This is a genomic window from Dyella sp. BiH032 (assembly GCF_031954525.1).
In the GTDB taxonomy this organism is placed as follows: domain Bacteria; phylum Pseudomonadota; class Gammaproteobacteria; order Xanthomonadales; family Rhodanobacteraceae; genus Dyella_D.
On sequence record NZ_CP134867.1, the window covers coordinates 3,490,475 to 3,514,184 of the forward strand.

A 23,710-nucleotide genomic window follows, 5' to 3' on the forward strand; every position below is an offset into this window, starting at 1 on the left:
CAGCATGCGCCCGCCTCGTATCGGTTGACAAGGGCTGTCATCGGCCGGCGCCGGCGCGCTAGTCTTGGTCCCGAAGAGGCAACACCGGAGGGCCGGCGCGCATGCAATACGCAGATCGAGCGATCCCACTCGCACGATGCGCCGCCTTCCACTCCGCGCCGACCGACGGTCGCCAGCCTCGCTCACCCACGACAACAAGAAGCCGGAACCGCGCCACGGTTCCGCAGGAGACGTCATGCCAGACATCGGCAAAAAGGCCCCCAAGCTCAAAGGCATCACCGGCGACGGCAGCGAACTGAAGCTCGACAGCCTGAAGGGCCAATGGGTGGTCGTCTACTTCTACCCCAAGGACAGCACTCCGGGTTGCACCAACGAGGCAAAGGACTTCCGCGACCTGTACCCGACGTTCCGCAAGCGCAACGCACAGATCGTCGGCGTATCCCGCGACTCGGCAAAATCGCACGCCAACTTCGCTGCCAAGCAGGAACTGCCCTTCCCTCTCGTTTCCGACCCCGAGGAAACCTGGTGCCAGGCCTTCGACGTGATCCACGAGAAGGTGCTGTACGGAAAACGTCACATGGGTGTCGTACGAAGTACCTTCCTCATCGACCCCGAAGGCAGGCTGGTCCAGGAATGGCGCAACGTGAAAGTTCCGGGCCACGCTCAGGCCGTACTCGACGCCATCCCCGCCAAGTGAAGCCTCACGACGCATCCGTCCCACCGCATCGGCGCCCTTCGCGCCGATGCGGAGGACTCGCGCTTTCCGGCCGGCCGGGCCGGACTCCCACGGCACCCAGCGTGCCGCGTTCCATCCACCAGCAAGCCAGCGAGGCAACTTCCGTATGACCGGAAGCAAGCGCATTTACGCTCTCGACACCAACGTTCTGCTGCACGATCCCACGTCGCTATTCCGCTTCGAAGAACACGACGTGTTCATCCCCATGACAGTGCTGGAGGAGCTGGACGAAAAGAAGAAAGGCGGGTCCGAGGTTTCGCGCAACGGACGCCAGGTGAGTCGTTTCCTCAACGAGCTGATCGAGCAAGGCAACGGCCACGGGATCAGCAACGGCCTGGAGCTGTCCAGCCCGCAGGGCATCAAGCTCAAGCGCGGCGGCACGGTGGGGCGGCTGTACTTCCAGCAGCGGGCCACCAACGGACACGGCAAGGCGGACAACCTCATCCTGGCCGCCGTGATCGAATTGCGCGACCAGAACCCGGATCGTTCGGTGATCCTGGTCAGCAAGGACATCAACCTGCGCATCAAAGCCAAGATCTATGGCATCGATGCGGAGGACTACGAGAATGATCGCGCGCTGGACGATTTCGCTCTGCTCTACACCGGCTCGGCGGAACTCACCGAAGAGTTCTGGGACCGCCACCCGGAAGTGCAATCGTGGAACGAGCGCGGCCGCACCTATTACAAGGTCCGGCGCCACGAGGACGAAGACTGGCACCCGAACCAGTGCCTGTTCCTGCCCGGCGACAACAGCGTCGAACTGCGCGTGCTGCACGTCGACGAAGAAGACGCCACGCTGGTGCTGCTCGATGACCACAGCCACGCCAACCATGCCGTGTGGGGCATCGCCGCGCGCAATCGCGAGCAGAATTTCGCGCTCAACGTGCTGATGGACCCGGATGTCGACTTCGTGACCCTGCTGGGTACCGCCGGCACCGGCAAGACCCTGCTGGCCCTGGCCGCCGGCCTGGCCCAGGTGATGGACCAGCAGCGCTACCGCGAAATCATCATGACGCGCGCCACGGTCTCCGTCGGCGAGGACATCGGCTTCCTGCCCGGCACGGAGGAGGAAAAGATGACCCCGTGGATGGGCGCGCTCACCGACAACCTGGAGGTGCTCGCCAACCCCGAGGAGGGTGGCAGCTGGGGACGCCAGGCCACCAACGACCTGCTGGCGTCGCGCATCAAGATCCGTTCGCTCAACTTCATGCGCGGCCGTACCTTCCTCTCGCGCTACCTGATCATCGACGAGGCACAGAACCTCACGCCCAAGCAGATGAAGACGCTGATCACCCGCGCCGGCCCCGGCACCAAGATCGTGTGCCTCGGCAACGTGGAACAGATCGACACGCCTTACCTGACGGAGACGACATCCGGCCTGACCTACGCGGTGGACCGCTTCAAGAACTGGGAGCATTCGGCGCACATCACCTTGCGTCGCGGCGAGCGGTCGCGATTGGCGGACTTCGCTTCCGAAGCGCTGTAGTAAGCCCCCTCATGGGACAATCGCCGTTCCGGCCTGTGCCGGACGGCGATCACCATGCAAAGAACCCACGAGACTACGCCTCCCACCGCCCTCACCATCGCCGGCTCCGATTCCGGCGGCGGCGCGGGCATCCAGGCCGACCTGAAAACCTTCCACGCCCGCGGCGTGCACGGTCTGTCGGCCATCGCGGCCATCACCTCGCAGAACACGCGTGGGGTCACCGCCGTGCATCCAGTGCCGCTGGCGCACATCCGTAGCCAGATCGCCGCCGTGTTCGATGATTTTCCGATCGGTGCGGTGAAGACCGGCATGCTCGGCAATGCCGCCATCACGCGGCTGGTCGCGCGGGAAATGCGCCAGCGCCGGCCGGCCTGGCTGGTGGTGGACCCGGTGATGATCTCGACCAGCGGCGCGCGCCTGCTCACCGAGGACGCGGTCCAGGCGATGGTCGGCGAGCTCATCCCGCTCGCCGATATCCTGACCCCCAACCTGCCGGAAGCGGAGGCCCTGCTTGGCCACCCGATCCGTACGGCACGCGACTACGACCGCGCCGGGGAAGCGCTGCTGGAACTCGGCGCCGCCGCGGTGCTACTCAAGGGCGGCCATGCCAAAGGGGGTGAAGTGATCGACCGCTTCTACGACGCCCAAGGCGTGATGGAACTTCGCCACCCTCGCCTGCGCGTGGAAGGCCACGGCACCGGCTGCACCCTCGCCTCGGCCATCGCAGCCGAACTGGCCAAGGGACGCGCACCGCGCGCGGCCGTCCGGCACGCGGTTACCTATGTCCAGCGCGCGCTGGCCCAGGGTTATCGCCCGGGTGGCGGCAAGGTTCTCGTGCTGCGGCATTGAGCGCGCGGAGCCCACGGCGGCATGGGGGTAGAATGGCCGGCGATTCCTACCGGTTCCTTCTGCCATCGACATGATCCTCGCCCCGCGCCTGATCCTGCTGCTCATCTTTGCGCTGTTCGCGCTGTGCGTACTTGCAGTGCACCTGCGCGGTCGCGCCCGGCTGCGCTTCGACCGGCAGCTGGTGGACCATTCGGCGGTGTTCGCCCCGTACAACCTGCTGATGTACACCTTCTCGGCGGTACCGGCGCGGCCGATCCTCGACCGTCGCGGATTTCCCCAGCTGGACCTGCTGCAGGCGAACTGGCAGACGATCCGCGAAGAAGCGATGCATCTGTTCGACGAGGGCTACATCCGCGCCGCCGAAAAGCACAACGACGCCAGCTTCAACAGCTTCTTCAAGCAGGGCTGGAAGCGCTTCTACCTGAAGTGGTACGGCGAGCCGCTGGCCTCGGCCGAGGCGCTGTGCCCGGAGACGGTGAAGCTGCTCAACGCCATCCCCAGCGTGAAGGCGGCGATGTTCGCCCTGCTGCCGCCGGGCAGCAAGCTCAATCCGCATCGCGATCCGTTCGCCGGCTCGTTGCGCTACCACCTGGGCCTGATCACACCGAACTCGGAAGACTGCCGCATCTTCGTCGACGGCGAGATCCACAGCTGGGGCGACGGCAAGGACGTAGTGTTCGACGAGACCTATGTGCACTGGGCCGAGAACCGCACCGACCAGACCCGCGTCATCCTGTTCGCCGACGTCGAGCGCCCGCTGCGGACGCGCTGGATGACGGCGATCAATCGCCGGGTCGGGGCCTTCATGGGCAAGATCACCGCCTCGCCGAACACCGAGTCGCCCGAGGAGAAGACCGGCTTCGTCAACCAGATGTTCGCGCTGAACCAGCGTTCGCGCGAGCGCAGCCGGGCCTTCAAAAAGCGTCATCCGAAGTTGTTCCGGGTGGTCAAGTACATCGGCATCGTGCTGATGATCTGGCTGGTGTTCCTGGCACCCTACCCATTCGTGCGCTGAGGCCGCGCCGGGACCTGTCACGTTCCGGCCGGCTGGCGCGTCCTGGCATCGCCCCCCTGACCAGGAGCCTTTCATGGACGCCCAGACCGCTCTGTTCCAGCAGCATCGCCAGCGCCTGTTCGGCCTGGCCTACCGCATGCTCGGTCGCCCAGCCGACGCCGAGGACGTGCTGCACGACGCCTGGCTGCGCTGGCACGAGCAGGACACCTCGACGCTCGACGACCCGGAGGCCTGGCTGGTCACGGTGACCACCCGCCTGGCCCTGGACCGCCTGCGCCGCGCCAAGACGGAGCGGGAGCACTACAGCGGCCCCTGGCTGCCGGAACCGCTGGAACCGTCCGAGGAGGCCCCCGCCGATGCGCTGGAACGCGCCGAGAGCCTGAGCCTGTCCTTCCTGCTGCTGTTGGAACGCCTGAGCCCGGAGGAACGCGCCGCCTTCCTGCTGAAAGAGGTGTTCGACTACAGCCACGCGGAGACCGCCGCGATCCTGGGCATCGCCGAAGACGCCTGCCGCCAGCGCGTGCACCGCGCCAAGCTGCGCCTGCGCGAAGGCCGGCCGCGCTTCCAGGTGGACCGCGCCGCGCAGCAGCGCCTGCTGCAGCGTTTCGTCGCCGCGATGGAACATCCCAACCTCGATTCCCTGCGTGCCCTGTTCGCCGAGGACGCGGTGCACATTTCCGATGGCGGCGGCGTGGTCACGGCCGTGCTTCGGCCGCTCCATGGCGCCGATCGCCTGGCCCTGCTGTACCGGCAGATCGCGCTCAACTCCAATGGGCCTGGCACGGCATACGAGCTGAGCACGCTGAACGGTGCGCCGGCGCTGCTGATCTGGTCGGAGGGCCGCCTGACGTCGGTGATGTGGGTGGAGGCCGAGGACGAGCACATCACGGCGATCCATGCCATTCGCCATCCGGATAAGCTGGCGCGCATCGAGGCAGTCACGAAATCGGCGGGTTCCGCGTCCTTGCATTGAACGGCCATTCCGGCCGCTTCTCATCCAAGGAGCCCACCATGTCCCGTTTCAATCTCCAGAAGCATTTCGCCGCCGTACAGCCGCTGCTTACGCTCACCAAGAACATCGAGTCCGGCTCCCTGGAACCGGCGTTGATCAATCTTGTGCTGATGCGCGTCTCGCAGATCAATGGCTGCGCCTATTGCCTCGACATGCACAGCAAGGATGCGCGCGCCGCCGGCGAAACCGAACAGCGGCTCTACGTACTGCCGGGCTGGCGCGAGGCACCGTTCTATAGCGAACGCGAACGCGCTGCGTTCGCCTGGGCCGAGGCGCTCACCCGGCTCGCGCCGAACGATCCGGTACCCGACGCTCTGTACGAAGCGACCAGCAAGCACTTCAACGAGAAGGAGCTGGTCGATCTCACTCTGCTAGTGACCACGATCAATACCTGGAACCGCCTGAACCTCGCGGCGCACACCGTGGCCGGCGGCTACAAGCCTGGCATGTTCGGCTGACCCTGTCCCGCGCCGCCCTCGTGGCGGCGCCACTCCCTCTTTCGAGCGACGACCATGCGACTCAATTACCGTGCCTATCCCCAGGCCATCGCGCCGCTGCGCGAACTGCAGGACTACATCCGCCAGAGCGGGCTGGAACAGCCACTCATCGAACTGATCTTCATGCGCGTCTCTCAGCTCAACGGCTGCGCCTTCTGCCTCGACATGCACAGCCAGGACGCACGCGCCGCCGGCGAGACCGAGCAGCGGCTCTACCTGTTGCATGCATGGCGCGAGACGTCCTTCTACAGCGAGCGCGAACGCGCGGCCCTGGCCTGGGCGGAGGCCGTGACGCGGCTGGGCGATCACGGCGTGCCCGATGATGTCTATGCCGCGGCGCTCGCCGCATTCGGTGAGAAAGGGCTGGTGGATCTCAACATGACCGTGGTGCTGATGAACGCCTGGAACCGCATTGCGATTCCATACCGCGTGGCGCCGGGAAGCTATAAGCCCGGGGCGCACTGAGCGCACCCGCGCGGACCTTCGGCGAAAAAAAGCCGCGGCGAACGCCGCGGCTTTTTCACGGGGCGATGGCGAACTCAGGCCGCCTTGACGCGCTTGACGATGGCATCGCCGAAGCTGTCGGTATTGCCCTTGCCGCCCAGGTCCGGCGTGACCGCATCGCGGTCGTTGGTGAGGGTGTCGCGGATCGCGGTACGGATCTTGTTGCCTTTGTCGGCCATGCCCAGGTGGTCGAGCATGTCGGCGGCGGCCAGCAGCAGCGCGCAGGGATTGGCGATGCCCTTGCCGGCAATGTCCGGCGCCGAGCCGTGCACCGCCTCGAAGATCGCCGCGCCTTCGCCGATGTTGTCGCCCGGAGCGAGGCCCAGGCCGCCCACTAGGCCGGCGCACAGATCCGACAGGATGTCGCCGAACAGGTTGGTGGTGACGATCACGTCGAACTGTTCCGGCTTCATCACCAGCTGCATGCAGGTGTTGTCGACGATCATCTCGTTGAACTCGATGTCCGGATATTCCTTGGCGATCTCGCGGGCGACATTGAGGAACAGGCCGGAGCTGGTCTTCATGATGTTCGCCTTGTGCACCGCGGTCACCTTCTTGCGGCCCTTCTTGCGGGCCATCTCGAAGGCGTACTTCACGATGCGCGTGCTGCCCTTGCGGGTGTTGCGCACCATCGAGGTGGCGACTTCGCCGTCCTCGGAAAGCGTCTGGCCTTCAGAGAGGTAGGCGCCTTCGGTGTTCTCGCGCACCGTGATGATGTCGATGTTTTCGAAGCGCGCCTTGGTGCCCGGGAAGCTGATCGCCGGACGCACGTTGGCGTACAGGTCGAAGTGGCGGCGCAGGGTGACGTTGATGGAGGTGAAGCCGCCGCCGATCGGCGTGGTCAGCGGGCCCTTCAGGGCCACCTTGTGCTGGGCGATGGCGTCGAGCGTGGCCTTGGGCAGCAGGTCGCCGTGCTTTTCGAGCGCCACCATGCCGGCGTCGACGAAGTCGTAGGACAGGCCGCAATCCAGTGCGTCGAGCACGCGCAGCGTCGCTTTCATGATTTCCGGGCCGATGCCGTCACCCGGAATAACGGCGATGGTCTTGCTCATGGGGGAACTCCTTGGAGGAAAAATGCCGTGCGGCGCGGCGTGGGAGAGCCGGCCGAAAAATCCTCCCAATTATCCCCGATGCCATCGGGAGCGGCCAGTGCGGGCACTCCGTGGCGCGTTGCAAATCCTCGCACGGAGCATTTCGGAAACTCGCACGGAAGAGCCCGGCGCATGGCCGGGCTCCGGGTCGCCTCAGGCGTGGCTCGCGCAGTTCTCGCCGGTGGCGGAAGCGCCCGATTCGAGCTGGTCCAGGAAATCGACCGCCCGCCGCAGGTGCGGGATCACGATGGAACCGCCCACGACCAGGCCCACGCTGAAGGTCTCGAAAAACTCCTCGCGGGTGACGCCCGCCTCCTTGCATTGGGCCACGTGATAGCTGATGCAGTCGTCGCAGCGCAGCACCATCGACGCGACCAGGCCCAGCAGTTCCTTGGTCTTCACGTCCAGCGCGCCCGGCTTGTAGGTCTGCGTGTCCAGGGCGAAGAAGCGGCGCACGACCTGGTTGTCTTCGGCCAGGATGCGCTCGTTCATGCGCTGGCGGAACGCGGTGAATTCCGCGACGCGGTCCTTGCCCTCGTTGCCGGCGCTCATGCGGCAGCTCCCAGCAACTGGGCCAGCTTGCCGCTGCGGTCGGCGGCCACCAGGTCGTCGAAGCCGCCCACATGCTGGTCGTTGATGAAGATCTGCGGCACCGTGCGGCGGCCGCCGCTGCGCTGGAGCATCTCGTCGCGGCGCGACGGGTCGGCGTCGACCATCACCTCTGTCCATTCCAATCCCTTGGACTTCAACAGGTTCTTGGCGGACACGCAGTAGGGGCAATAGTGGGTCGAATAGACCTCGATCTTGGGCACGACGGACTCCGGGAAGGAAACGGCGATGGCGGCCTAGTTGGGGGCCACGACCCCCGAAAACAAGCCGCCTGCGGGTGGGCGGGCAGCGGTGAACCGGGCCCATGAGACGCGGTCACAAGTGATATTGTCACCCACCTATGCGCATGGCACCACGTACCGCTCCCCGCCCCCTCGTCACCGCCCTCGCCTGTGCCCTGATGGCGTTCGGCGCGGGCGCCGGCGCCCAGGACACCAGCGTCCGCCTGCCCGACCTGGGCAGCTCCGCCAACGCCCTGGTCTCCCCCCAGGAGGCGCAGGATTACGGCGCCGCCATGCTGCGACAGATGCGCGCGCTGGACATGGTGGTGGACGACGCCATGCTGGACGACTACATCAACGACCTCGGCTACCGCCTGGTCGCCGCCAGCGACAAGCCCAAGGACCACTTCTCGTTCTTCATCGTCAAGGAAGACGTGATCAACGCGTTCGCCGCGCCGGGCGGCTATATCGCGGTCAATTCGGGCCTGATCGACATCACCAATAGCGAAAGCGAACTGGCCGGCGTGATCGCCCACGAAATCGGCCACATCACGCAGAACCATCTGCAGCGCGCCTTCGAAGCCTCGAAGAAGGACGCTCCGCTGATGGCGCTGGTGCTGCTCGGCGCGATCGCCGCCGGCGCGGGCGCTCACGCGGGCGACGCGGCGAGCGCGGTGCTGATGGGCGGCCAGGGGCTCATGCTCCAGCGCCAGATCAACTTCACCCGCAAGGACGAGGTCGAAGCCGATCGCGCCGGCATCCTGACGCTGTCCAATGCCGGCTACGACCCCAACGCGATGGCCAGCTTCTTCGAGCGCATGCAGGACACGCTGCGTGCAGGCTCGGGCGGCGATCGCGACGTACCCGAACTCCTGCAGACCCATCCGGTGACGCTTTCGCGCATCAGCGACGCGAAATCGCGCGCCGGAACGCTGGCCGCGCAACAGAAGCAGCGTCCCACCGCACCCACCCTGGTCAAGAGCCAGTGGGAAAAAAGCACGGCGCCGATTCCCTATGTGAAAGACCCGACGCAGCTTGCCCCCGCGGCGGGAAAGAAGGACGGGCTGGAAACCTATCCGCTGATGCGCGAACGCGTCCGCGTGCTGGCCGGCGATGCGCTGCAGCTCAGTACCTACTACGCGTCCAACTTCAGCTCACATCCCGAGTTCGACACGCCCGCCAACCGCTACGGCTACGCCCTCGCCCTCATCCGTAGCGGGCGCGGCGCCAAGGCGGTGGAACAGCTGCAGCCGCTCTTGAAGAACTTCCCCGCCAACCAGATCGTGCAACTGGCCATGGCCGACGCCAGGCTGCAGGCCGGCCAGCGCGGCGAGGCACTGGCGCTCTATGCCGAGCTGAATCGCCAGTCGCCGCGCAACCGCGCGATCGCCCTCGGCTACGCCAGGGCACTGACGGACAACGGCAGTAACGCCGACGCCACCCAGGCGGCGGACATGCTGCGCCCCATGCTGGATAACGCCGACGAGCCCGAGCTCTACCGCAGCTATGCGCGCGCCAGCGAGAAGGCCGGCGATACCGTGCGCGCGGGGGAAGCCTACGCCGACGCCAGCTATCTCTCTGGCCGCCCATTCGACGCCATGGAACAGCTCAAGCGCCTGCTGCAGCGCCAGGATCTGGACTACTACGCCCGCGCACGCATCCAGGCCCGCATCGCCGACCTCACCCCGCTGGTCATGGAGCTGCGCAAGCGCAAGGTACAGACCGAGGACAACCCCGAAGGCCGCGCCCAGCAATGGCAGCGCCAGGACGGCTCCTGCGGCGGCCGCCTCTGTTTCAGCGCCTCGGACCGCTGAGTTTTCCGTCCTCCTGCACGTAGCGGTCACGCCTGTCTTCGGACGATTTCGTTGCGCCTTCGTGAAATGTCATCCGGGCGTAACATTGGATCGTTGCAATATTTGCGTCACAGGCCCCCAAGCGGACCCATACGTGCACAAGCGCATTCTTATCGTCGAAGACGAAGCTTCGATCCGCGACATGGTCGCCTTTGCCCTGCGCAAGGCCGGGATGGACGCCGTCCACGCCGCCGACGCCCGGGCCGCCCAGATCGCCATCGCCGAACAGGTACCGGACCTGATCCTGCTGGACTGGATGCTCCCGGGCACCAGCGGCCTGGAACTGGCCCGCCGTCTCCGCAAGGAGGAGCTGAGCAGGGAAGTCCCGATCATCATGCTCACCGCCCGCGGCGAGGAGATGGACCGGGTCAATGGCCTCGAAGCCGGCGTGGATGACTACGTCGTCAAGCCCTTCTCCACCCGCGAGCTGATCGCCCGCATCAAGGCGGTACTGCGCCGCAGCCAGGGCGACGACGGCTCGGGCATGGTGGAGCTGGGCGGCCTGCGCATCGACGGCCCCGCGCACCGCGTGTTCGCGGGCGAGGACTCGGTGCCGATCGGCCCGACCGAATACCGCCTTCTGTATTTCTTCATGACCCACCCTGAGCGCGTCTACTCGCGCGCCCAGCTGCTCGACCATGTGTGGGGCGGCAGCGTGTACGTGGAGGAGCGCACGGTCGACGTGCACATCCGCCGCCTGCGCAAGACGCTGGAGCCATGGAAGCTCGACGACATGGTGCAGACCGTGCGCGGCGCGGGTTACCGCTTCTCGGCGAGCGTCTGAACCCCGGCCGGGAATGTCCCTGCGGGGGCGGCAGGCGCCCGCCGGTCTGGCGGCGCTTGCCGGTCCGAAGAAGTTTGCCGATATGCTTGCTCGCCTTTCGGCAACCACGGCCCGATTCCCATGCCTGAGCCTTTCGACCGCTCCTGGAAACTGCCGGCCGCCCTCGCGGCCGGACTGCTGGCGGGCGGCCTGGCCGGCTGGTTGAGCGGCGCGGGCACGACACTCGGCGTGGCTCTCGTCGCGATCGCCGAAACCGTCTTGCTGCTGACCCGAATCCGTCATGAAACACGGCACATCATGCCGCCGCACCCCACCATCAGCCCCTTGCAGCATGACCGCTTCATGACGCGTTCCCGTCGCATCGCCTCCAGTCTGCGCGACCTGCGCAGCGCCGCCGGCAGCCTGCCGGATGCCGTCGTCCTGTTGGACAACGAGCAACACGTGCGCTGGTTCAACCACGCCGCGGAAGATCTGCTCGGCCTGCGTCGTCCGCACGACCGCGGCATCCACTTGCACGAACGCCTGGGCACCACGGAACTCGCCGGCTGGCTGCAGGATGGCGCACACGAGCCGCTCAACGACGTCGTGGCGCCCGGCCATCCCAATCGCCACATCAACGTCACCCTGCTTCCCTTCGGGCGCAGGCAACGCCTGCTGCTGGCGCGCGACATCAGCCACCTGACCCGGCTGGAGCAGATCCGCCGCGACTTCGTGGCGAACGTGTCGCACGAGCTGCGCACGCCGCTCACCGTGATCCACGGCTACCTCGAGCTGATCGACCCGGAGGACGTGCCGGAACTCGCCCCCGTGCTGGGCGAGATGCGCGCGCAGTCCAAGCGGATGGGCCAGATCGTGGAGGACCTGCTCACGCTGTCGCGCCTGGAGACCCAGGAACATGTTACCGACGAGCGCGTCCCCATGACGCCGCTGCTCGCCACCCTGCGCAAGGAGGCCGAGGCGCTCAGCCAGGGACGCCATCACATCACGGTGGAAAACACGGCCGAGGCCGACCTGCTCGGTTCGGCCAAGGACCTGCACAGCGCGCTGTCCAACCTGGTGAGCAACGCGGTGCGCTATACGCCCACCGGGGGCAGCATCACGATCCGCTGGAAGCGGACGCCCGAAGGCGCCACCTATTCGGTCAGCGATACCGGCTTCGGCATCCCGGCCGCCCACCTGGCCCGCCTGACCGAGCGCTTCTACCGGGTATCCTCCAGCCGCTCGCGCGACAGCGGCGGCACCGGCCTGGGCCTGTCCATCGTCAAGCACGTGCTGAACCTGCACCAGGCGCGCCTGGACATCGCCAGCGAGCCGGGCCAGGGATCGACCTTTTCCTGCATTTTCGGCCCGGAACGCCTGCTCAAGCCCGGCAGCCCGGACGAGATCTGACCGCCCGGCCCGCCGGAGCCGAGCAGCGGATCACGCTACGCGGCACCGCCGCATGAGCTGGCGCTCCGCATCGGCCAGAATGCGACGATGCGCCGCAAACCCGCCACTCCCTCCCCCGAGATCGACCCCGCCGCTCCCGAGCTGTACCTCAGCCGCGAGCTGGCGGCGCTGGAATTCAACTTCCGCGTGCTGGCCCAGGCGCGCGATCCGGAAGTCCCCGTGCTGGAGCGGCTGCGCTTCCTGAGCATCGTGGCCAACAATCTCGACGAATTTTTCGAGGTACGCGTGGCCATGCTCAAGCATCACCACAGTTTCGGCTCCGCCGCGCCGGGCCCGGACGGCATCCCCTCGGCCGAGCTGCTGGCGCGCATCCGCAAGCGCGTGCTGGACCTGGTCACCGAGCAGTACGCCACGTGGCAGGAAGAACTGAAGCCGGCGCTGGACAAGGAAGACATCCACTTCCTCACCCGCAACCGCTGGACCGACCGGCAGCGCCGCTGGCTGCAGGGCTATTTCGAGAACGAAGTGCTTCCCGTGCTCTCGCCGCTCGGCCTGGACCCGGCGCATCCGTTCCCGCGCATTCTCAACAAGACGCTCAATCTCGCCGTGGTGTTGAAAGGACGCGACGCGTTCGGGCGCGAGGGCCACATGGCACTGGTGCGGGCGCCGCGCTCCCTGCCGCGCATCATCCGCCTGCCCAACGAAGTCTGCGGCCCGGGCGACCATTTCGTGTTCCTGGCCGAGCTGCTGCAGGGCTTCGTCGACCAGATGTTTCCCGGCTTCAAGGTGGCCGGCTCGTACCAGTTCCGCGTCACCCGCAACAGCGAGCTGATGGTGGAAGAAGCCGAGGTCGAGAACCTCGCCCGCGCGCTCAGCGAGGAACTGCTCGGCCGCGGCTACGCCAAGCCGGTGCGGCTGGAGATCGGCGCGGACTGCCCCAAGGCGATCGCCTCCATGCTGATCGCCAACTTCGGGTTGGAAGAGAGCGACGTCTACCGTTGCGACGGCCCAGTGAACATCATTCGCGCCGGCAGCGTGTACGACAGCCTGGACCGGCCGACGCTGAAGTTCCTCCGCTTCACGCCACAGCTGCCCAAGGCCTTCGATGCCAGCAAGTGCAAGTTCGAAGTGCTGCGCGACCGCGACGTGCTGCTGCACCACCCGTACGAGTCCTTCGCCACCGTGGTGGACCTGCTGCGCCAGGCGGCGCAGGACCCGGCCGTACTCGCCATCAAGCAGACCCTGTACCGCGCCGGCGCCGATACGCCGCTGGTGGATCTGCTGGTGGAGGCCGCGCGCAACGGCAAGGACGTCACCGTCGTGATCGAACTGCGCGCGCGCTTCGACGAGGAGGCGAACATCCGCCTCGCCACGCGCCTGCAGGAAGCCGGCGTGCAGGTGGTCTATGGCGTGGTGGGCTACAAGACGCACGCCAAGATGCTGCTGATCGTGCGCCGCGAAGGCGACGTGCTGCGGCGCTACGTGCACCTGTCCACCGGCAACTACCACCAGGCCAACAGCCGCGCGTACACCGACATCGGCCTGATGACCTCGCACCCGGAAATCGGCGAGGACCTGCACAAGGTCTTCCAGCAGCTTTCCGGCCTGGGCCCGATGATCCAGCTCAAGCGCCTGCTGCACTCGCCCTTCACGCTGTACAAGAGCGTGGTGGCGAAGATCGAGCGCGAAACCGCCCACGCGATGGCGGGCCGGCCCGCGCGCATCGTGGCCAAGCTCAACGCACTTAACGAGGCCCACGTGATCGAGGCGCTGTACCGTGCCTCGCAGGCGGGCGTCGAGATCGACCTGATCGTGCGCGGCGCCTGCACGCTGCGCCCCGGCTTGCCGGGCATCTCCGAGCGCATCCGGGTGCGTTCGATCGTGGGCCGCTTCCTCGAGCACAGCCGGGTGTACTGGTTCGCCAACGACGGCGCGCCGGAGATCTATTGCGCGAGCGCCGACTGGATGGAACGCAATCTCATGCGCCGCATCGAAGTGGCCTTCCCCATCCTCGATCCGACGCTGGCCCAGCGCGTCTACGACGAAACCCTCGCCAACTACCTGGCGGACAACACCCAGGCCTGGCTACTCGGCAGCGACGGGCGCTACACGCGCGCGCAACCGGGCGAAGATCCGCCCCACAGCGCCCAGCTGTTCCTGCTGGACAAGCTCAGCCCGGTCGCCCCTTTGACGGGCCGCGCGCCCGGCTGACGCAGGCGCGCGCGCGCGTGCGAGAATCCGCCTTCAATCGCACGGAACCAGCCCCGCATGATTCAAGGCGAACAGACCCCGATCAAGGATGGCGAGCTCATAGCGGCCATCGATATGGGTTCCAACAGCTTTCACATGGTGGTGGCCCGGGTCGAGCACGGGGAGCCGCGGGTGATCGACCGCCTGCGCGACACCGTGCGCATGGCCGCCGGCCTGCGCACCGACGGTACGCTCGATGCCGAGCACCGCGCCCGTGCGCTCAACTGCCTGGCCCGCTTCGGCCAGCGCATCGCCGGCCTGCCTTCGGCGCGTGTACGCGCCGTGGCGACCAATACCGTGCGCCGGCTGGCCTCGCCGCAGGCCTTCCTCACCGCCGCCGAAGCCGCGCTCGGGCACCCGGTGGAAATCGTGTCCGGCCGTGAAGAAGGACGCCTGATCTTCCTGGGCGCCTCCCACGACCTGCCCGCCTCGCGCGAGAACCGCCTGATCATCGACGTCGGCGGCGGCAGCACCGAATTCATCATCGGCCGCGGCCTCGCCCCGATGCACACCGAGAGTGTGCAGGCCGGCTGCATCGCCTCCACCATGCGTTTCTTTCCCGGCGGCAAGCTCAACCGCAAGCGCTGGCAGCGCGCCAACGGCGAGCTGGGCGTGCTGCTCCAGCAGTTCGCCGAGGATTACCGCGAAGCCGGCTGGGTGGACGCTTTCGGCTCGTCCGGCACGGCCAAGGCCATCGGTGCCGTGGTGCAGGCGATGAAGTTCTCCGACGACGGCATCACGCCCGCCTCGCTGGCGTCGCTGCGCGACGCCCTGCTCGCGCAAGGCCAGATCAGCGCGATCAAGCTGCCCGGGCTGTCCGACGACCGCGCGCCGGTGATCGCCGGCGGCGTGGTGATTTTCGAGGCAGCGTTCGAAGCCCTGGGCATCCAGCGCATGCGCGTCTGCGAGAGCTCGATGCGCGAAGGCCTGCTGTGGGACCTGCTCGGCCGCGCCGGCGGCACCGACCCGCGCACCGCCAGCATCGATGCCCTGGCGGCACGCTATGGCGTGGACCGCGCCCAGGCCCGCCGCGTGGAATCCACCGCGCTGATGCTGTTCGACCAGGTCGCCAAGTCGTGGAAACTCGACGGCGAGGCACGCGAGTGGCTCTCGTGGGTGGCACGCGTGCACGAGATCGGCCTGGCCATCGCCCACAGCCAGCATCACCACCACGGCGCGTACATCCTGCGCCACGCGGACCTGGCCGGCTTCTCGCGCCAGGAACAGCAACTGCTCGCCGTCGTCGTGGAAGCGCATCGCCGCAAGCCGGACAAGGCGCTGTTCTCCGCCCTGCCCCAGCGCTATCGCGCGCTGGCCCGGCAGATCACCGCGCTGCTGCGCCTCGCCGTGCTGTTCCGCCGCGCGCGCCGTCCCGAATCCCTGCCGCAGATGCGCCTGGCCGCCACCAGCCAGCGCCTGCGCCTGGCTTTGCCGGCCGCCTGGCTCGAGCAGCACCCGCTGACGGAAGCGGACCTCGAGCAGGAACTCTCGCCCATGGCGGAACTGGGCCTCGCGCTCGAGCTGACCACGATCTGATGGTGCCGCGCGCGCCCTTTCCCGCTGTTCCCGTGCTTGCCCTTAAGGCCAGCCTCACCCCGCCCGCGTATCATGCGCGGATGCCTGACGCCGCCCGACACGCCATGCAACGACTCCTGTGCCTCCTCGCCCTGCTGATCCTGCCGCTCGCCGCCGCCGCCCAGGCGGCCAAACCGGCCGCGACGGCCACGCCGGCCGGCCAGCCGCATCCCGACGTGGTGATGCACACCTCGATGGGTGACATCACCATCGAACTGTTTCCTGACAAGGCGCCCAAGAGCGTCGCGAACTTCCTTCAGTACGTGCGCGAAGGCTTCTACAACGGCACGGTCATGCATCGCGCGATCGCCGGTTACATGGTGCAGGGCGGCCTCTATACCCGCGACTTGCAGCCCAAGCGCACGCGTTCCGCGGTCGCCAGCGAGGCCGACAACGGTTTGTCCAATCTGCGTGGCACCATCGCGGTGGCTCGCGGTGCCGACCTCAACTCGGGCACCTCGCAGTTCTTCTTCAATCTCGTGGACAACCGCCGGCTCGACTACGTCAGCAACCAGAACGGCATGACCTGGGGCTTCACGGTGTTCGGCAAGGTGGTCAAGGGCATGGACGTGGTCGACAAGATCGCCGCCCTGCCGACGCGCGCGCTGGGGCCGTTCGCCAACGACGTTCCCAACCCGCTGGTGGTCGTCGACACCGCCTATGTGCTGGGCGAGACCCCGCCTGCCAGCGCGTCCTCCACGCCGGCACCGCAGGCCGCCGCGCCCGCCGCCCCGGCCAAGCCGGCCCCGAAGAAGAACGTCAAGGGCTGAGCTGGATGCATACCCTTTTCATCGCCGACCTGCACCTGGATGCGAGCCGGCCACAGATCACCCAGCTGTTCGAGGATTTCCTCGCCGGGGACGAAGCCCGCACCGCAGATGCCGTCTACATCCTCGGCGACCTGGTGGAAGCGTGGATCGGCGACGACGACGACGCCGAGCTGCCGAGGCGCATTGCCAAGGCCACGCACGGGCTGCGCGACGCGGGGGTGCCGGTGTACTTCATGGTGGGCAACCGCGATTTCCTGCTCGGCGAAGCCTTCGCACAGCGCGCGGGCTTTACCTTGCTGGACGACGGCACCGTCCATGACCTCTACGGCCGCCCCACCCTGCTGATGCATGGCGACCTGCTGTGCACGGACGACGTGGCCTACCAGACCGTCCGCCGGCAGGTACGTACGCCCGAATGGAAGAACCAGATCCTGGCCATGCCGCTCGACGCCCGCCGCGCCTTTGCCGCGAAGGCGCGCGAAGACAGCCGTGCACACACCGGCGCGACCATGGAAACCATCATGGACGTCAATGCGGACGCCGTGGCCACCGCCATGCGCCAGGCCGGCGTGACCCGGCTGGTCCATGGGCATACCCACCGTCCGGCCATCCATCGCTTCGATCTGGACGGCCAGCCGGCCGAGCGCATCGTGCTCGGCGACTGGTACGAACAGGGCTCGGTGCTGCGCGTGACGCCCGAACAGGTGGAACTGCGGGGCCTCGCGCCGGCCTGATGCCGCCCGCCCCTCTGCAGGCTGCTGCCACAGGGGCAAGAAATTTTTCCCAGACGCGATCCGTTTGGCCCCACTGGTTCGTCCTTGGTATGTCCACTCAGAAGGAGACATGCCGATGACCACCGACCCCCTTGTTCTCGTCAACCTGCTGAAGGTCGAGCCGGGCAAGCAGGCTGCGCTGATCGCGCTGCTGAAGCAGAACATCGATACCGTGATCCGCACGCTGCAAGGCTGGCGATCGACCCGTTTGATCGCCAGCGGCGACGGTGCCAGCGTCGTTATCTATTCGGAGTGGGATAGCCCCGGCGCCGTCGAGGCCATGCGGGCGGATCCGCGGATGAAGGCGTACTTTCCGCAGATCCTCGAACTGGCCAGCCTCGACTCCAGCTTGGGCAAGGCCGTGTTTCGTGGCGGCCGCTGAAGACAGTGCATGGCCGCACCGCGCCGCCTCATCCGGGCAAGCGGACGATGGCCGCGCTTGAAGCGCGGCCATCGCTCCGACACGAACAGACCGGCACGATGAATGCACCGAATGCAACGAAGGAGGCGCCCGATGCATGCCGATGACTTCGAGGAGCGCCTGCGCGAGCTCCGGCCATGGCTTCATCGCTACTGCGCCCGCATGACCGGTTCGACCGTGGACGGCGAAGACGTGCTGCAGGACACCCTGATCAAGGCGCTGCATGCGCGGGCCGAAGGCACGGTCGTGGACCACCTCGAAGGCTGGCTGCTGCGCATCGCCCATCATACAAGCCTGGATTTCCTGCGCCGACGCTCGCGGAGTCACGTCGTTCCGCTTACCGACGACATGGAAGACACTCCGGGCCCCGATACGGACATCGTTACGGTCGGCTTTCAGCGTTTCCTGCAGCTGCCCGAATTGCAGCGCTGCGCGGTGATCCTCAAGGACGTCCTGGAACACACGATCGAGGAAATCGCCGCCATCGCCGGCTGTACGCCCGCGGCGGCGAAGTCGGCATTGCAGCGAGGACGCGCCGCGCTGCGCCGGCTGGCGGGACAGCACGACGACATGCACATGCCGCTCATGCCGGACGCCGAGCGGCGGAAATTGGGCAACTATGTTCGGCTGTTCCAGAGCGGCGACTTCGACGCGATTCGCGCCTTGCTTGCCGAGGACGTGAAGCTCGATCTGGTGAACCGGCTCAGGCTCGAGGGCCGCGAAAGCATCGGGCGCTATTTCTCACGCTACGCCGAAGAGACGAAATGGCGCTTCGTCTTCGGCGCGATCGAAGGCCGGCCCGCCATGCTGGTGTTCGACCAGACGGGCTCGATGGAACGGCCTGCGCATTTCGTCCTGCTCGAATGGCATGAGGAACGGATCGCCGCCATCCGCGATTTCCTGTTCGTTCCCTACGTCACCGATACCGCCGATTGGACGCGGCTTCCCGACGTGGACAGGCTCGCCTGACGGCTGCCCGGGATGAACGGCAGCCGGTCTGGCCACGGGCTCGCATTCGCCCTGGCATGCCCGCGGACGGCCCGGCCCCATCCATCGCTCGCTCCCAGGCTTCTCTGGTGCGTTCTGAACGACGATGGAGAGAGCCATGCGTTCTGGCTTATGGATGCGACATGTGGTCTTGGGCTTGACGGGTTTGGCCTGGCTTGCCGCCGTCGGGATCTGGATCGCGGGCAGCTTGCTTATTCACCCGGCCAGACGCGCCGTAGGTGCGCCACCGACGGACCTTCCTGCCCGCGAGGTCACCTTCCCCAGCGATACCGGCTTGCCCCTGCACGGCTGGTTCGTACCAGGACAACCGGGAAGAAGCGCTGTGCTGCTACTCCATGGGGTGCGCGCATCGCGCCTCAGCATGGTGGCGCGCGCACGCTTTCTACATCGCGCCGGCTACACGGTTCTATTGGTCGATTTCCAGGCGTCCGGCGAAAGCCCGGGAGACGCGATCACGTTCGGCTACCGCGAGGCGCTCGACGCGACAGCCTCGGTGCGCGAGTTGCGCCATCTCGCGCCGGGCGAATCCATCGGCATCATCGGCACATCGATGGGTGGCGCGGCGACGTTGCTTGCCGGCGCGTCCATCCATGTGGACGCGATGGTGCTGGAGCAGGTCTATCCGAGCATCGATCAAGCCCTGCGCGACCGCCTGGAGTGGCATGCCGGCATAGCGGGACGCTGGCTGACCTGGCCATTGCTAGAGACCTTGCAGCCACATCTCGGCCTGTCTCCGGCGCTATTGCGGCCCATCGATCACCTGGGTGAGCTGACGACACCCAAGTTGCTGATAGCCGGCGCCTGCGACCACCACACGCGGCTGGAGGAATCGCTAGCCATGTACCGGCGGGCCGCCGCGCCCACATCGCTGTGGATCGTGCCGCGAGCCACGCACGTGGATCTGCACCGCTTCGCTGGGGCGGAGTACGAAAAGCGCGTACTGGATTTCCTCGGCCGATGGTTGCGTAGCGAAGCGACGGCGCAAGGAGCTTCGAAGGAAGCGAACGCCGTCAAGGTACTTGCCCGGGATGAGCCGGACGCCGCTGCGGAGGCGGGCTACGACTGCGAATGATATGGACGCCTCTGCTGCGCGCCGCAAGAAAACGTTTGCTCAGGAGCGTTTTGCTGGGCGCTTTGCACGGGCTTCGATGAAGGGCGCGCTTCGCCGTGCAGGGTGGGGATTGTGAGGTCCATCCATGGGCCTCACCCCTCCGCGCTACGCGCTACGGGGCCAGCCTGCGGCTGTCCAAATTTGTTCCTGACAAATTTGTCGAACCAGCTGCTCGGCGCGTTACGCCGAGTGGCTGGTTCTATTGGTCCTCTCTTCGCCAGATACGCAAAGCGCCGCTCTCGGGGCGCTTTGCATTGGGCTTCGATGAAGGTGCGCTTCGCCGTGCAGGGTGGGGATTGTGAGGCCTATCCATGGGCCACCCCTCCGCGCTACGCGCTACGGGGCCAGCCTGCGGCTGTCCAAATTTGTTCCTGACAAATTTGTCGAACCGGCCACTCGGCGCGTTGCACCGAGTGGCCGGTTCTCTTGATCCTCTCTCTCCGCCAGATACGCAAAACGCCCCTCTCGGGGCGCTTTGCGTATCTGGCGGAGAGAGAGGGATTCGAACCCTCGATAAGGCTTTTGACCCTATACTCCCTTAGCAGGGGAGCCCCTTCGGCCTCTCGGGCATCTCTCCGTTTTTGCCCGCATTTCTGCGGAGCCGGCAAGGATACCGGTCGATGAGTCTTTCGTAAAGCTTTGGGTGAATCAGTGGTCGTCCGAGCCGTTGGAGCCGCCTTCCGGCTTGTGCTCGTTCTGGATCCGCTGATAGATCTCTTCGCGATGTACGGCTACGTTCTTGGGCGCATTGATGCCGATACGCACCTGATTGCCCTTCACGCCCAGAACGGTGACGGTCACCTCGTCGCCGATCATCAGGGTTTCACCGACCCTGCGGGTCAGAATCAACATGTTTGCCACTCCATGAAAGCTATGTGGTCACAGGCCAGCAGATGATGAAACCTCACCCCTGAGCTACACCATCTGAATTTCGACGAACTGTCCATCGAAGGCCCTACCGCCTTCCCCGGCACGACAGCGGGAGGCTCAGGAGCATCCCGCCGACCGGCGACACCGCAATGAGCGTAGCCGACATTCGTCCGATACTAGCCGAGCGCGCGCGCGCTGTGCAATGCGCGCGGCCTATGGCATGTGGTCTATTCACCTGCGTTTTATCCAACGAGTCGCTCGCCAATCCAGGCCGGCAGAGCGGCAAGCAGCGAAGGTAACGTAGAGCTGTCGGAACCACCGCCCTGCGCCATGTCGGGACGGCCGCCGCCCTTGCCGTCGATCTGGCTGGCCACGTGCGCCACGACGTCGCCCGCCTTGATGCGGCCCAGCGCCTTTCCATGCACGCCGGCCACCAGCGATACGCGCCCGTCCGATGCGCCCGCGAGCAACACCACGCAGTCGGCGAGCTGCTGCTTGAGCTGGTCGATGCTGTCGCGCAGCGCCTTCGCATCCAGGCCTTCGAGCCGCGCCGCAATGACCTTCACTCCGCCGATATCGTGCGCCGAAGAGGCCAGGTCCGCCGTGGCCGAGCCAGCCGCCTTGGCGCGCAGCGACTCCAGCTCGCGCTCGAGCTTCTTCTGCTTGTCCAGCAGCTGGCGCAGCTTCTCCACCGTGTCTTCACCGCTGGTCGACAGCAGCTGGGAAAGCTCCGCGAACCGGCGCTCCTCGTCCGCCACGTAAGCGAGTGCGCCGGCCCCGGTCACCGCCTCGATGCGGCGGACGCCGGAAGCGACGCCCGCTTCGCTGACGATCTTGAACAGACCGATGTCACCGGTGCGGCCGACGTGCGTGCCGCCACAGAGTTCGGTCGAGAAGTCGCCCATCTTCAGCACGCGCACTTCGTCGCCGTACTTCTCGCCGAACAGCGCCATCGCGCCGAACTCGAGAGCCTGGTTGTAGCCCATGTGATGCACTTCGGCTGCCGCATTGCGGCGCACCTCAGCGTTCACTAAGTCTTCGATGCGCGCGAGCTCTTCGCGCGTCACCGGCTTGAAGTGGGCGAAGTCGAAACGCAGCCGTTCCGGCGCCACCAGCGAGCCCTTCTGCGTGACATGCTCGCCGAGCACCTTGCGCAGCGCGGCATGCAGCAGGTGCGTGGCCGAGTGATTGAGCACGATGGCCTGGCGACGCGCGCCATCGACCAGCGCATCGACCGCATCGCCAACGCGCAGCGGCTGCGCGCCCTGCCAGCGACCGGCATGGCCGAAGAACACGCCGCCCATCTTCAGCGTATCGGCCACCTCGAAACGTCCCCCGCCATGGACGAGCGTGCCGGTATCGCCGACCTGGCCGCCGGATTCCGCATAGAACGGCGTGCGGTCCAGGATCACCAGGCCTTCCTCGCTGTCCGCCAACTGCTCGATCTGCTTGCCGCCACGCACGATGCCCACCACCTTGCAGCCCTTGGCCGAAATGGCCTCGTAGCCAAGGAAGTCGGTGGGCTTGAGCTGGCTCGCCAGCTCGGCAGGCATCTGGCCCTTGGCCTCGAAGCGGCTCGCGGCGCGGGCACGCTCGCGCTGCTGCGCCATCGCCGTCTCGAAGCCTTCCATATCCACCGACAGGCCGCGCTCGCGCGCGATGTCGGCGGTCAGGTCGACCGGGAAACCGTAGGTGTCGTAGAGGCGGAAGGCGTCCGCACCGGGAATGATGCTGCCGGACTTGCCCGCGACCTCGTCGAATACGCGCATGCCGTGCTCGAGCGTTTCCCCGAAGCGCTGTTCTTCGGTGCGCAGCGCATCCTCGACGAAGGACTGCTTGGCCGCCAGCTCGGGATAAGCGCCGCCCATTTCTTCCACCAGCGGCTGCACCATCTTCCAGAAGAAGTCGCCGCGTACCCCCAGCATCCAGCCATGGCGCAGTGCGCGGCGGATGATGCGGCGAAGCACGTAGCCGCGACCCTCGTTCGACGGCAGCACGCCGTCCACGATCAGGAAGGAACAGGCGCGGATGTGGTCGGCGATCACGCGCAGCGACTTGTTGGCCAGGTCCGGCGTGCCGGTGAGCTGCGACGCCACCTTGATCAGGTGCTGGAACAGGTCGATCTCGTAGTTGGAGTGCACGTGCTGCAGCACGGCGGCCAGGCGTTCCAGGCCCATGCCGGTGTCGACGCACGGCGCCGGCAAGGGCGACAGCGTGCCGTCCGGCGCGCGGTCGAACTGCATGAACACCAGGTTCCAGATCTCGATGTAGCGATCGCCGTCCTCGTCCGGCGAGCCCGGCGGCCCGCCCGCCACGTCCGGACCGTGGTCATAGAAGATCTCGGTGCAGGGGCCGCACGGACCGGTGTCGGCCATCTGCCAGAAATTGTCCGACGCGAACGGCGCGCCCTTATTGTCGCCGATGCGCACGATGCGCTCCGGCGGCACGCCCACTTGCTGGTTCCAGATGCCGTAGGCCTCGTCGTCCGTGTGGTAGACCGTGACCCAGAGTTTCTCGGCAGGCAGCTTGAACACGCCGGTGAGCAATTCCCACGCGTAGCGGATGGCGTCGCGCTTGAAGTAGTCGCCGAACGACCAGTTGCCCAGCATCTCGAAGAAGGTGTGGTGGCGCGCGGTATAGCCCACCGAGTCCAGGTCGTTGTGCTTGCCGCCGGCACGCAGGCAGCGCTGCACGTCGGCCGCGCGCACGTACGGCAGCTTCTCGCTGCCCAGGAACACGTTCTTGAACTGGACCATGCCCGAGTTGGTGAACAGCAGGGTCGGGTCGCTGGCCGGCACCAGCGAGCTGGACGGCACGATGGTGTGGTTCTTGGAGCGGAAGAATTCGAGGAAGGTGGAGCGGATGTCGGCCGTCTTCATGGCGTGC

Annotated in this window: 22 protein-coding genes and 1 tRNA gene; 17 read left to right on the forward strand and 6 right to left on the reverse strand. The window is 66.7% G+C overall.

Translation table 11 applies throughout. The annotated features are described in order from the left end of the window. Positions 1-235 precede the first annotated feature (235 nt). The 7 genes from RKE25_RS15275 (at position 236) to RKE25_RS15305 (ending at position 6,060) form a co-directional block, all read left to right on the forward strand. Positions 236-697 (forward strand): peroxiredoxin, encoded by a 462-nt coding sequence (locus RKE25_RS15275; protein ID WP_311838952.1) that lies wholly within the window; start codon positions 236-238, stop codon positions 695-697. A gap of 145 nt (positions 698-842) precedes the next feature. Further along, positions 843-2,222 carry a PhoH family protein gene (locus RKE25_RS15280; RefSeq protein ID WP_311838953.1) on the forward strand — a complete coding sequence of 460 codons (1,380 nt, stop codon included), beginning with the start codon at positions 843-845 and terminating at the stop codon, positions 2,220-2,222. Between the two features lie 54 nt (positions 2,223-2,276). Continuing rightward, the gene (gene thiD, locus RKE25_RS15285; RefSeq protein WP_311838954.1) at positions 2,277-3,071 is read left to right on the forward strand and encodes a bifunctional hydroxymethylpyrimidine kinase/phosphomethylpyrimidine kinase; all 795 of its coding nucleotides are present in this window, start codon (positions 2,277-2,279) and stop codon (positions 3,069-3,071) included. 88 nt (positions 3,072-3,159) lie between these two features. After that, positions 3,160-4,086 carry an aspartyl/asparaginyl beta-hydroxylase domain-containing protein gene (locus RKE25_RS15290; protein ID WP_311842405.1) on the forward strand — a complete coding sequence of 309 codons (927 nt, stop codon included), beginning with the start codon at positions 3,160-3,162 and terminating at the stop codon, positions 4,084-4,086. 73 nt (positions 4,087-4,159) lie between these two features. Beyond that, on the forward strand, positions 4,160-5,059 hold the full coding sequence (gene sigJ / locus RKE25_RS15295) for an RNA polymerase sigma factor SigJ (protein WP_311838955.1): 900 nt from the start codon (positions 4,160-4,162) through the stop codon (positions 5,057-5,059). 38 nt (positions 5,060-5,097) lie between these two features. After that, positions 5,098-5,556 (forward strand): carboxymuconolactone decarboxylase family protein, encoded by a 459-nt coding sequence (locus RKE25_RS15300; protein ID WP_311838956.1) that lies wholly within the window; start codon positions 5,098-5,100, stop codon positions 5,554-5,556. Positions 5,557-5,610: 54 nt separating this feature from the next. Continuing rightward, a complete protein-coding gene (locus RKE25_RS15305) occupies positions 5,611-6,060 on the forward strand; it encodes a carboxymuconolactone decarboxylase family protein (protein ID WP_311838957.1) in 450 nt (149 codons plus the stop codon). A 74-nt stretch (positions 6,061-6,134) separates the two neighbouring features. Here the strand turns inward: RKE25_RS15305 and RKE25_RS15310 are convergent, their stop codons facing one another. The 3 genes from RKE25_RS15310 to grxC form a co-directional block, all read right to left on the reverse strand. Then, entirely contained in the window at positions 6,135-7,151 is a 1,017-nt protein-coding gene (locus RKE25_RS15310; RefSeq protein WP_311838958.1) for an isocitrate dehydrogenase, read from the reverse strand. 192 nt (positions 7,152-7,343) lie between these two features. Beyond that, positions 7,344-7,742, reverse strand: a complete 399-nt coding sequence (locus RKE25_RS15315; protein WP_311838959.1) for a carboxymuconolactone decarboxylase family protein — start codon at positions 7,740-7,742, stop codon at positions 7,344-7,346. Beyond that, the gene (grxC, locus tag RKE25_RS15320) at positions 7,739-8,002 is read right to left on the reverse strand and encodes a glutaredoxin 3 (RefSeq protein ID WP_311838960.1); all 264 of its coding nucleotides are present in this window, start codon (positions 8,000-8,002) and stop codon (positions 7,739-7,741) included. Before grxC ends, RKE25_RS15315 begins: the two co-directional genes overlap by 4 nt. A 137-nt stretch (positions 8,003-8,139) precedes the next feature. Here grxC and RKE25_RS15325 point away from each other — a divergent pair, with 137 nt between their 5' ends. The 10 genes from RKE25_RS15325 (at position 8,140) to RKE25_RS15370 (ending at position 19,915) form a co-directional block, all read left to right on the forward strand. After that, complete coding sequence (locus tag RKE25_RS15325) at positions 8,140-9,834, forward strand: M48 family metalloprotease (protein ID WP_311838961.1); 1,695 nt, start codon at positions 8,140-8,142, stop codon at positions 9,832-9,834. A 133-nt stretch (positions 9,835-9,967) separates the two neighbouring features. Then, on the forward strand, positions 9,968-10,657 hold the full coding sequence (gene phoB / locus RKE25_RS15330; RefSeq protein WP_311838962.1) for a phosphate regulon transcriptional regulator PhoB: 690 nt from the start codon (positions 9,968-9,970) through the stop codon (positions 10,655-10,657). Positions 10,658-10,777: 120 nt separating this feature from the next. Then, positions 10,778-12,046 carry a phosphate regulon sensor histidine kinase PhoR gene (phoR, locus tag RKE25_RS15335; protein ID WP_311838963.1) on the forward strand — a complete coding sequence of 423 codons (1,269 nt, stop codon included), beginning with the start codon at positions 10,778-10,780 and terminating at the stop codon, positions 12,044-12,046. Between the two features lie 87 nt (positions 12,047-12,133). After that, complete coding sequence (gene ppk1 / locus RKE25_RS15340) at positions 12,134-14,257, forward strand: polyphosphate kinase 1 (RefSeq protein WP_311838964.1); 2,124 nt, start codon at positions 12,134-12,136, stop codon at positions 14,255-14,257. Positions 14,258-14,314: 57 nt separating this feature from the next. Beyond that, positions 14,315-15,832, forward strand: coding sequence for a Ppx/GppA phosphatase family protein (locus RKE25_RS15345; protein WP_311838965.1), 1,518 nt, complete (start codon positions 14,315-14,317; stop codon positions 15,830-15,832). Positions 15,833-15,936: 104 nt separating this feature from the next. Beyond that, the gene (locus tag RKE25_RS15350; RefSeq protein WP_311838966.1) at positions 15,937-16,641 is read left to right on the forward strand and encodes a peptidylprolyl isomerase; all 705 of its coding nucleotides are present in this window, start codon (positions 15,937-15,939) and stop codon (positions 16,639-16,641) included. Between the two features lie 5 nt (positions 16,642-16,646). Further along, entirely contained in the window at positions 16,647-17,375 is a 729-nt protein-coding gene (locus RKE25_RS15355; RefSeq protein WP_311838967.1) for a UDP-2,3-diacylglucosamine diphosphatase, read from the forward strand. A 115-nt stretch (positions 17,376-17,490) separates the two neighbouring features. After that, positions 17,491-17,796: an antibiotic biosynthesis monooxygenase family protein gene (locus RKE25_RS15360; protein ID WP_311838968.1), complete on the forward strand. Its 306-nt coding sequence runs from the start codon at positions 17,491-17,493 to the stop codon at positions 17,794-17,796. A gap of 132 nt (positions 17,797-17,928) precedes the next feature. Beyond that, the gene (locus RKE25_RS15365; RefSeq protein WP_311838969.1) at positions 17,929-18,804 is read left to right on the forward strand and encodes a sigma-70 family RNA polymerase sigma factor; all 876 of its coding nucleotides are present in this window, start codon (positions 17,929-17,931) and stop codon (positions 18,802-18,804) included. Between the two features lie 361 nt (positions 18,805-19,165). Then, entirely contained in the window at positions 19,166-19,915 is a 750-nt protein-coding gene (locus RKE25_RS15370; protein WP_311838970.1) for a hypothetical protein, read from the forward strand. A 523-nt stretch (positions 19,916-20,438) separates the two neighbouring features. Here RKE25_RS15370 and RKE25_RS15375 read toward each other — a convergent pair. From RKE25_RS15375 to alaS, 3 genes are all read right to left on the reverse strand, one after another. After that, positions 20,439-20,531 (reverse strand) — tRNA-Ser (locus RKE25_RS15375). A 71-nt stretch (positions 20,532-20,602) separates the two neighbouring features. Further along, a complete protein-coding gene (gene csrA, locus RKE25_RS15380) occupies positions 20,603-20,806 on the reverse strand; it encodes a carbon storage regulator CsrA (RefSeq protein WP_311838971.1) in 204 nt (67 codons plus the stop codon). Positions 20,807-21,066: 260 nt separating this feature from the next. Further along, positions 21,067-23,703, reverse strand: a complete 2,637-nt coding sequence (gene alaS, locus RKE25_RS15385; protein ID WP_311838972.1) for an alanine--tRNA ligase — start codon at positions 23,701-23,703, stop codon at positions 21,067-21,069. Between the last annotated feature and the right edge of the window lie 7 nt (positions 23,704-23,710).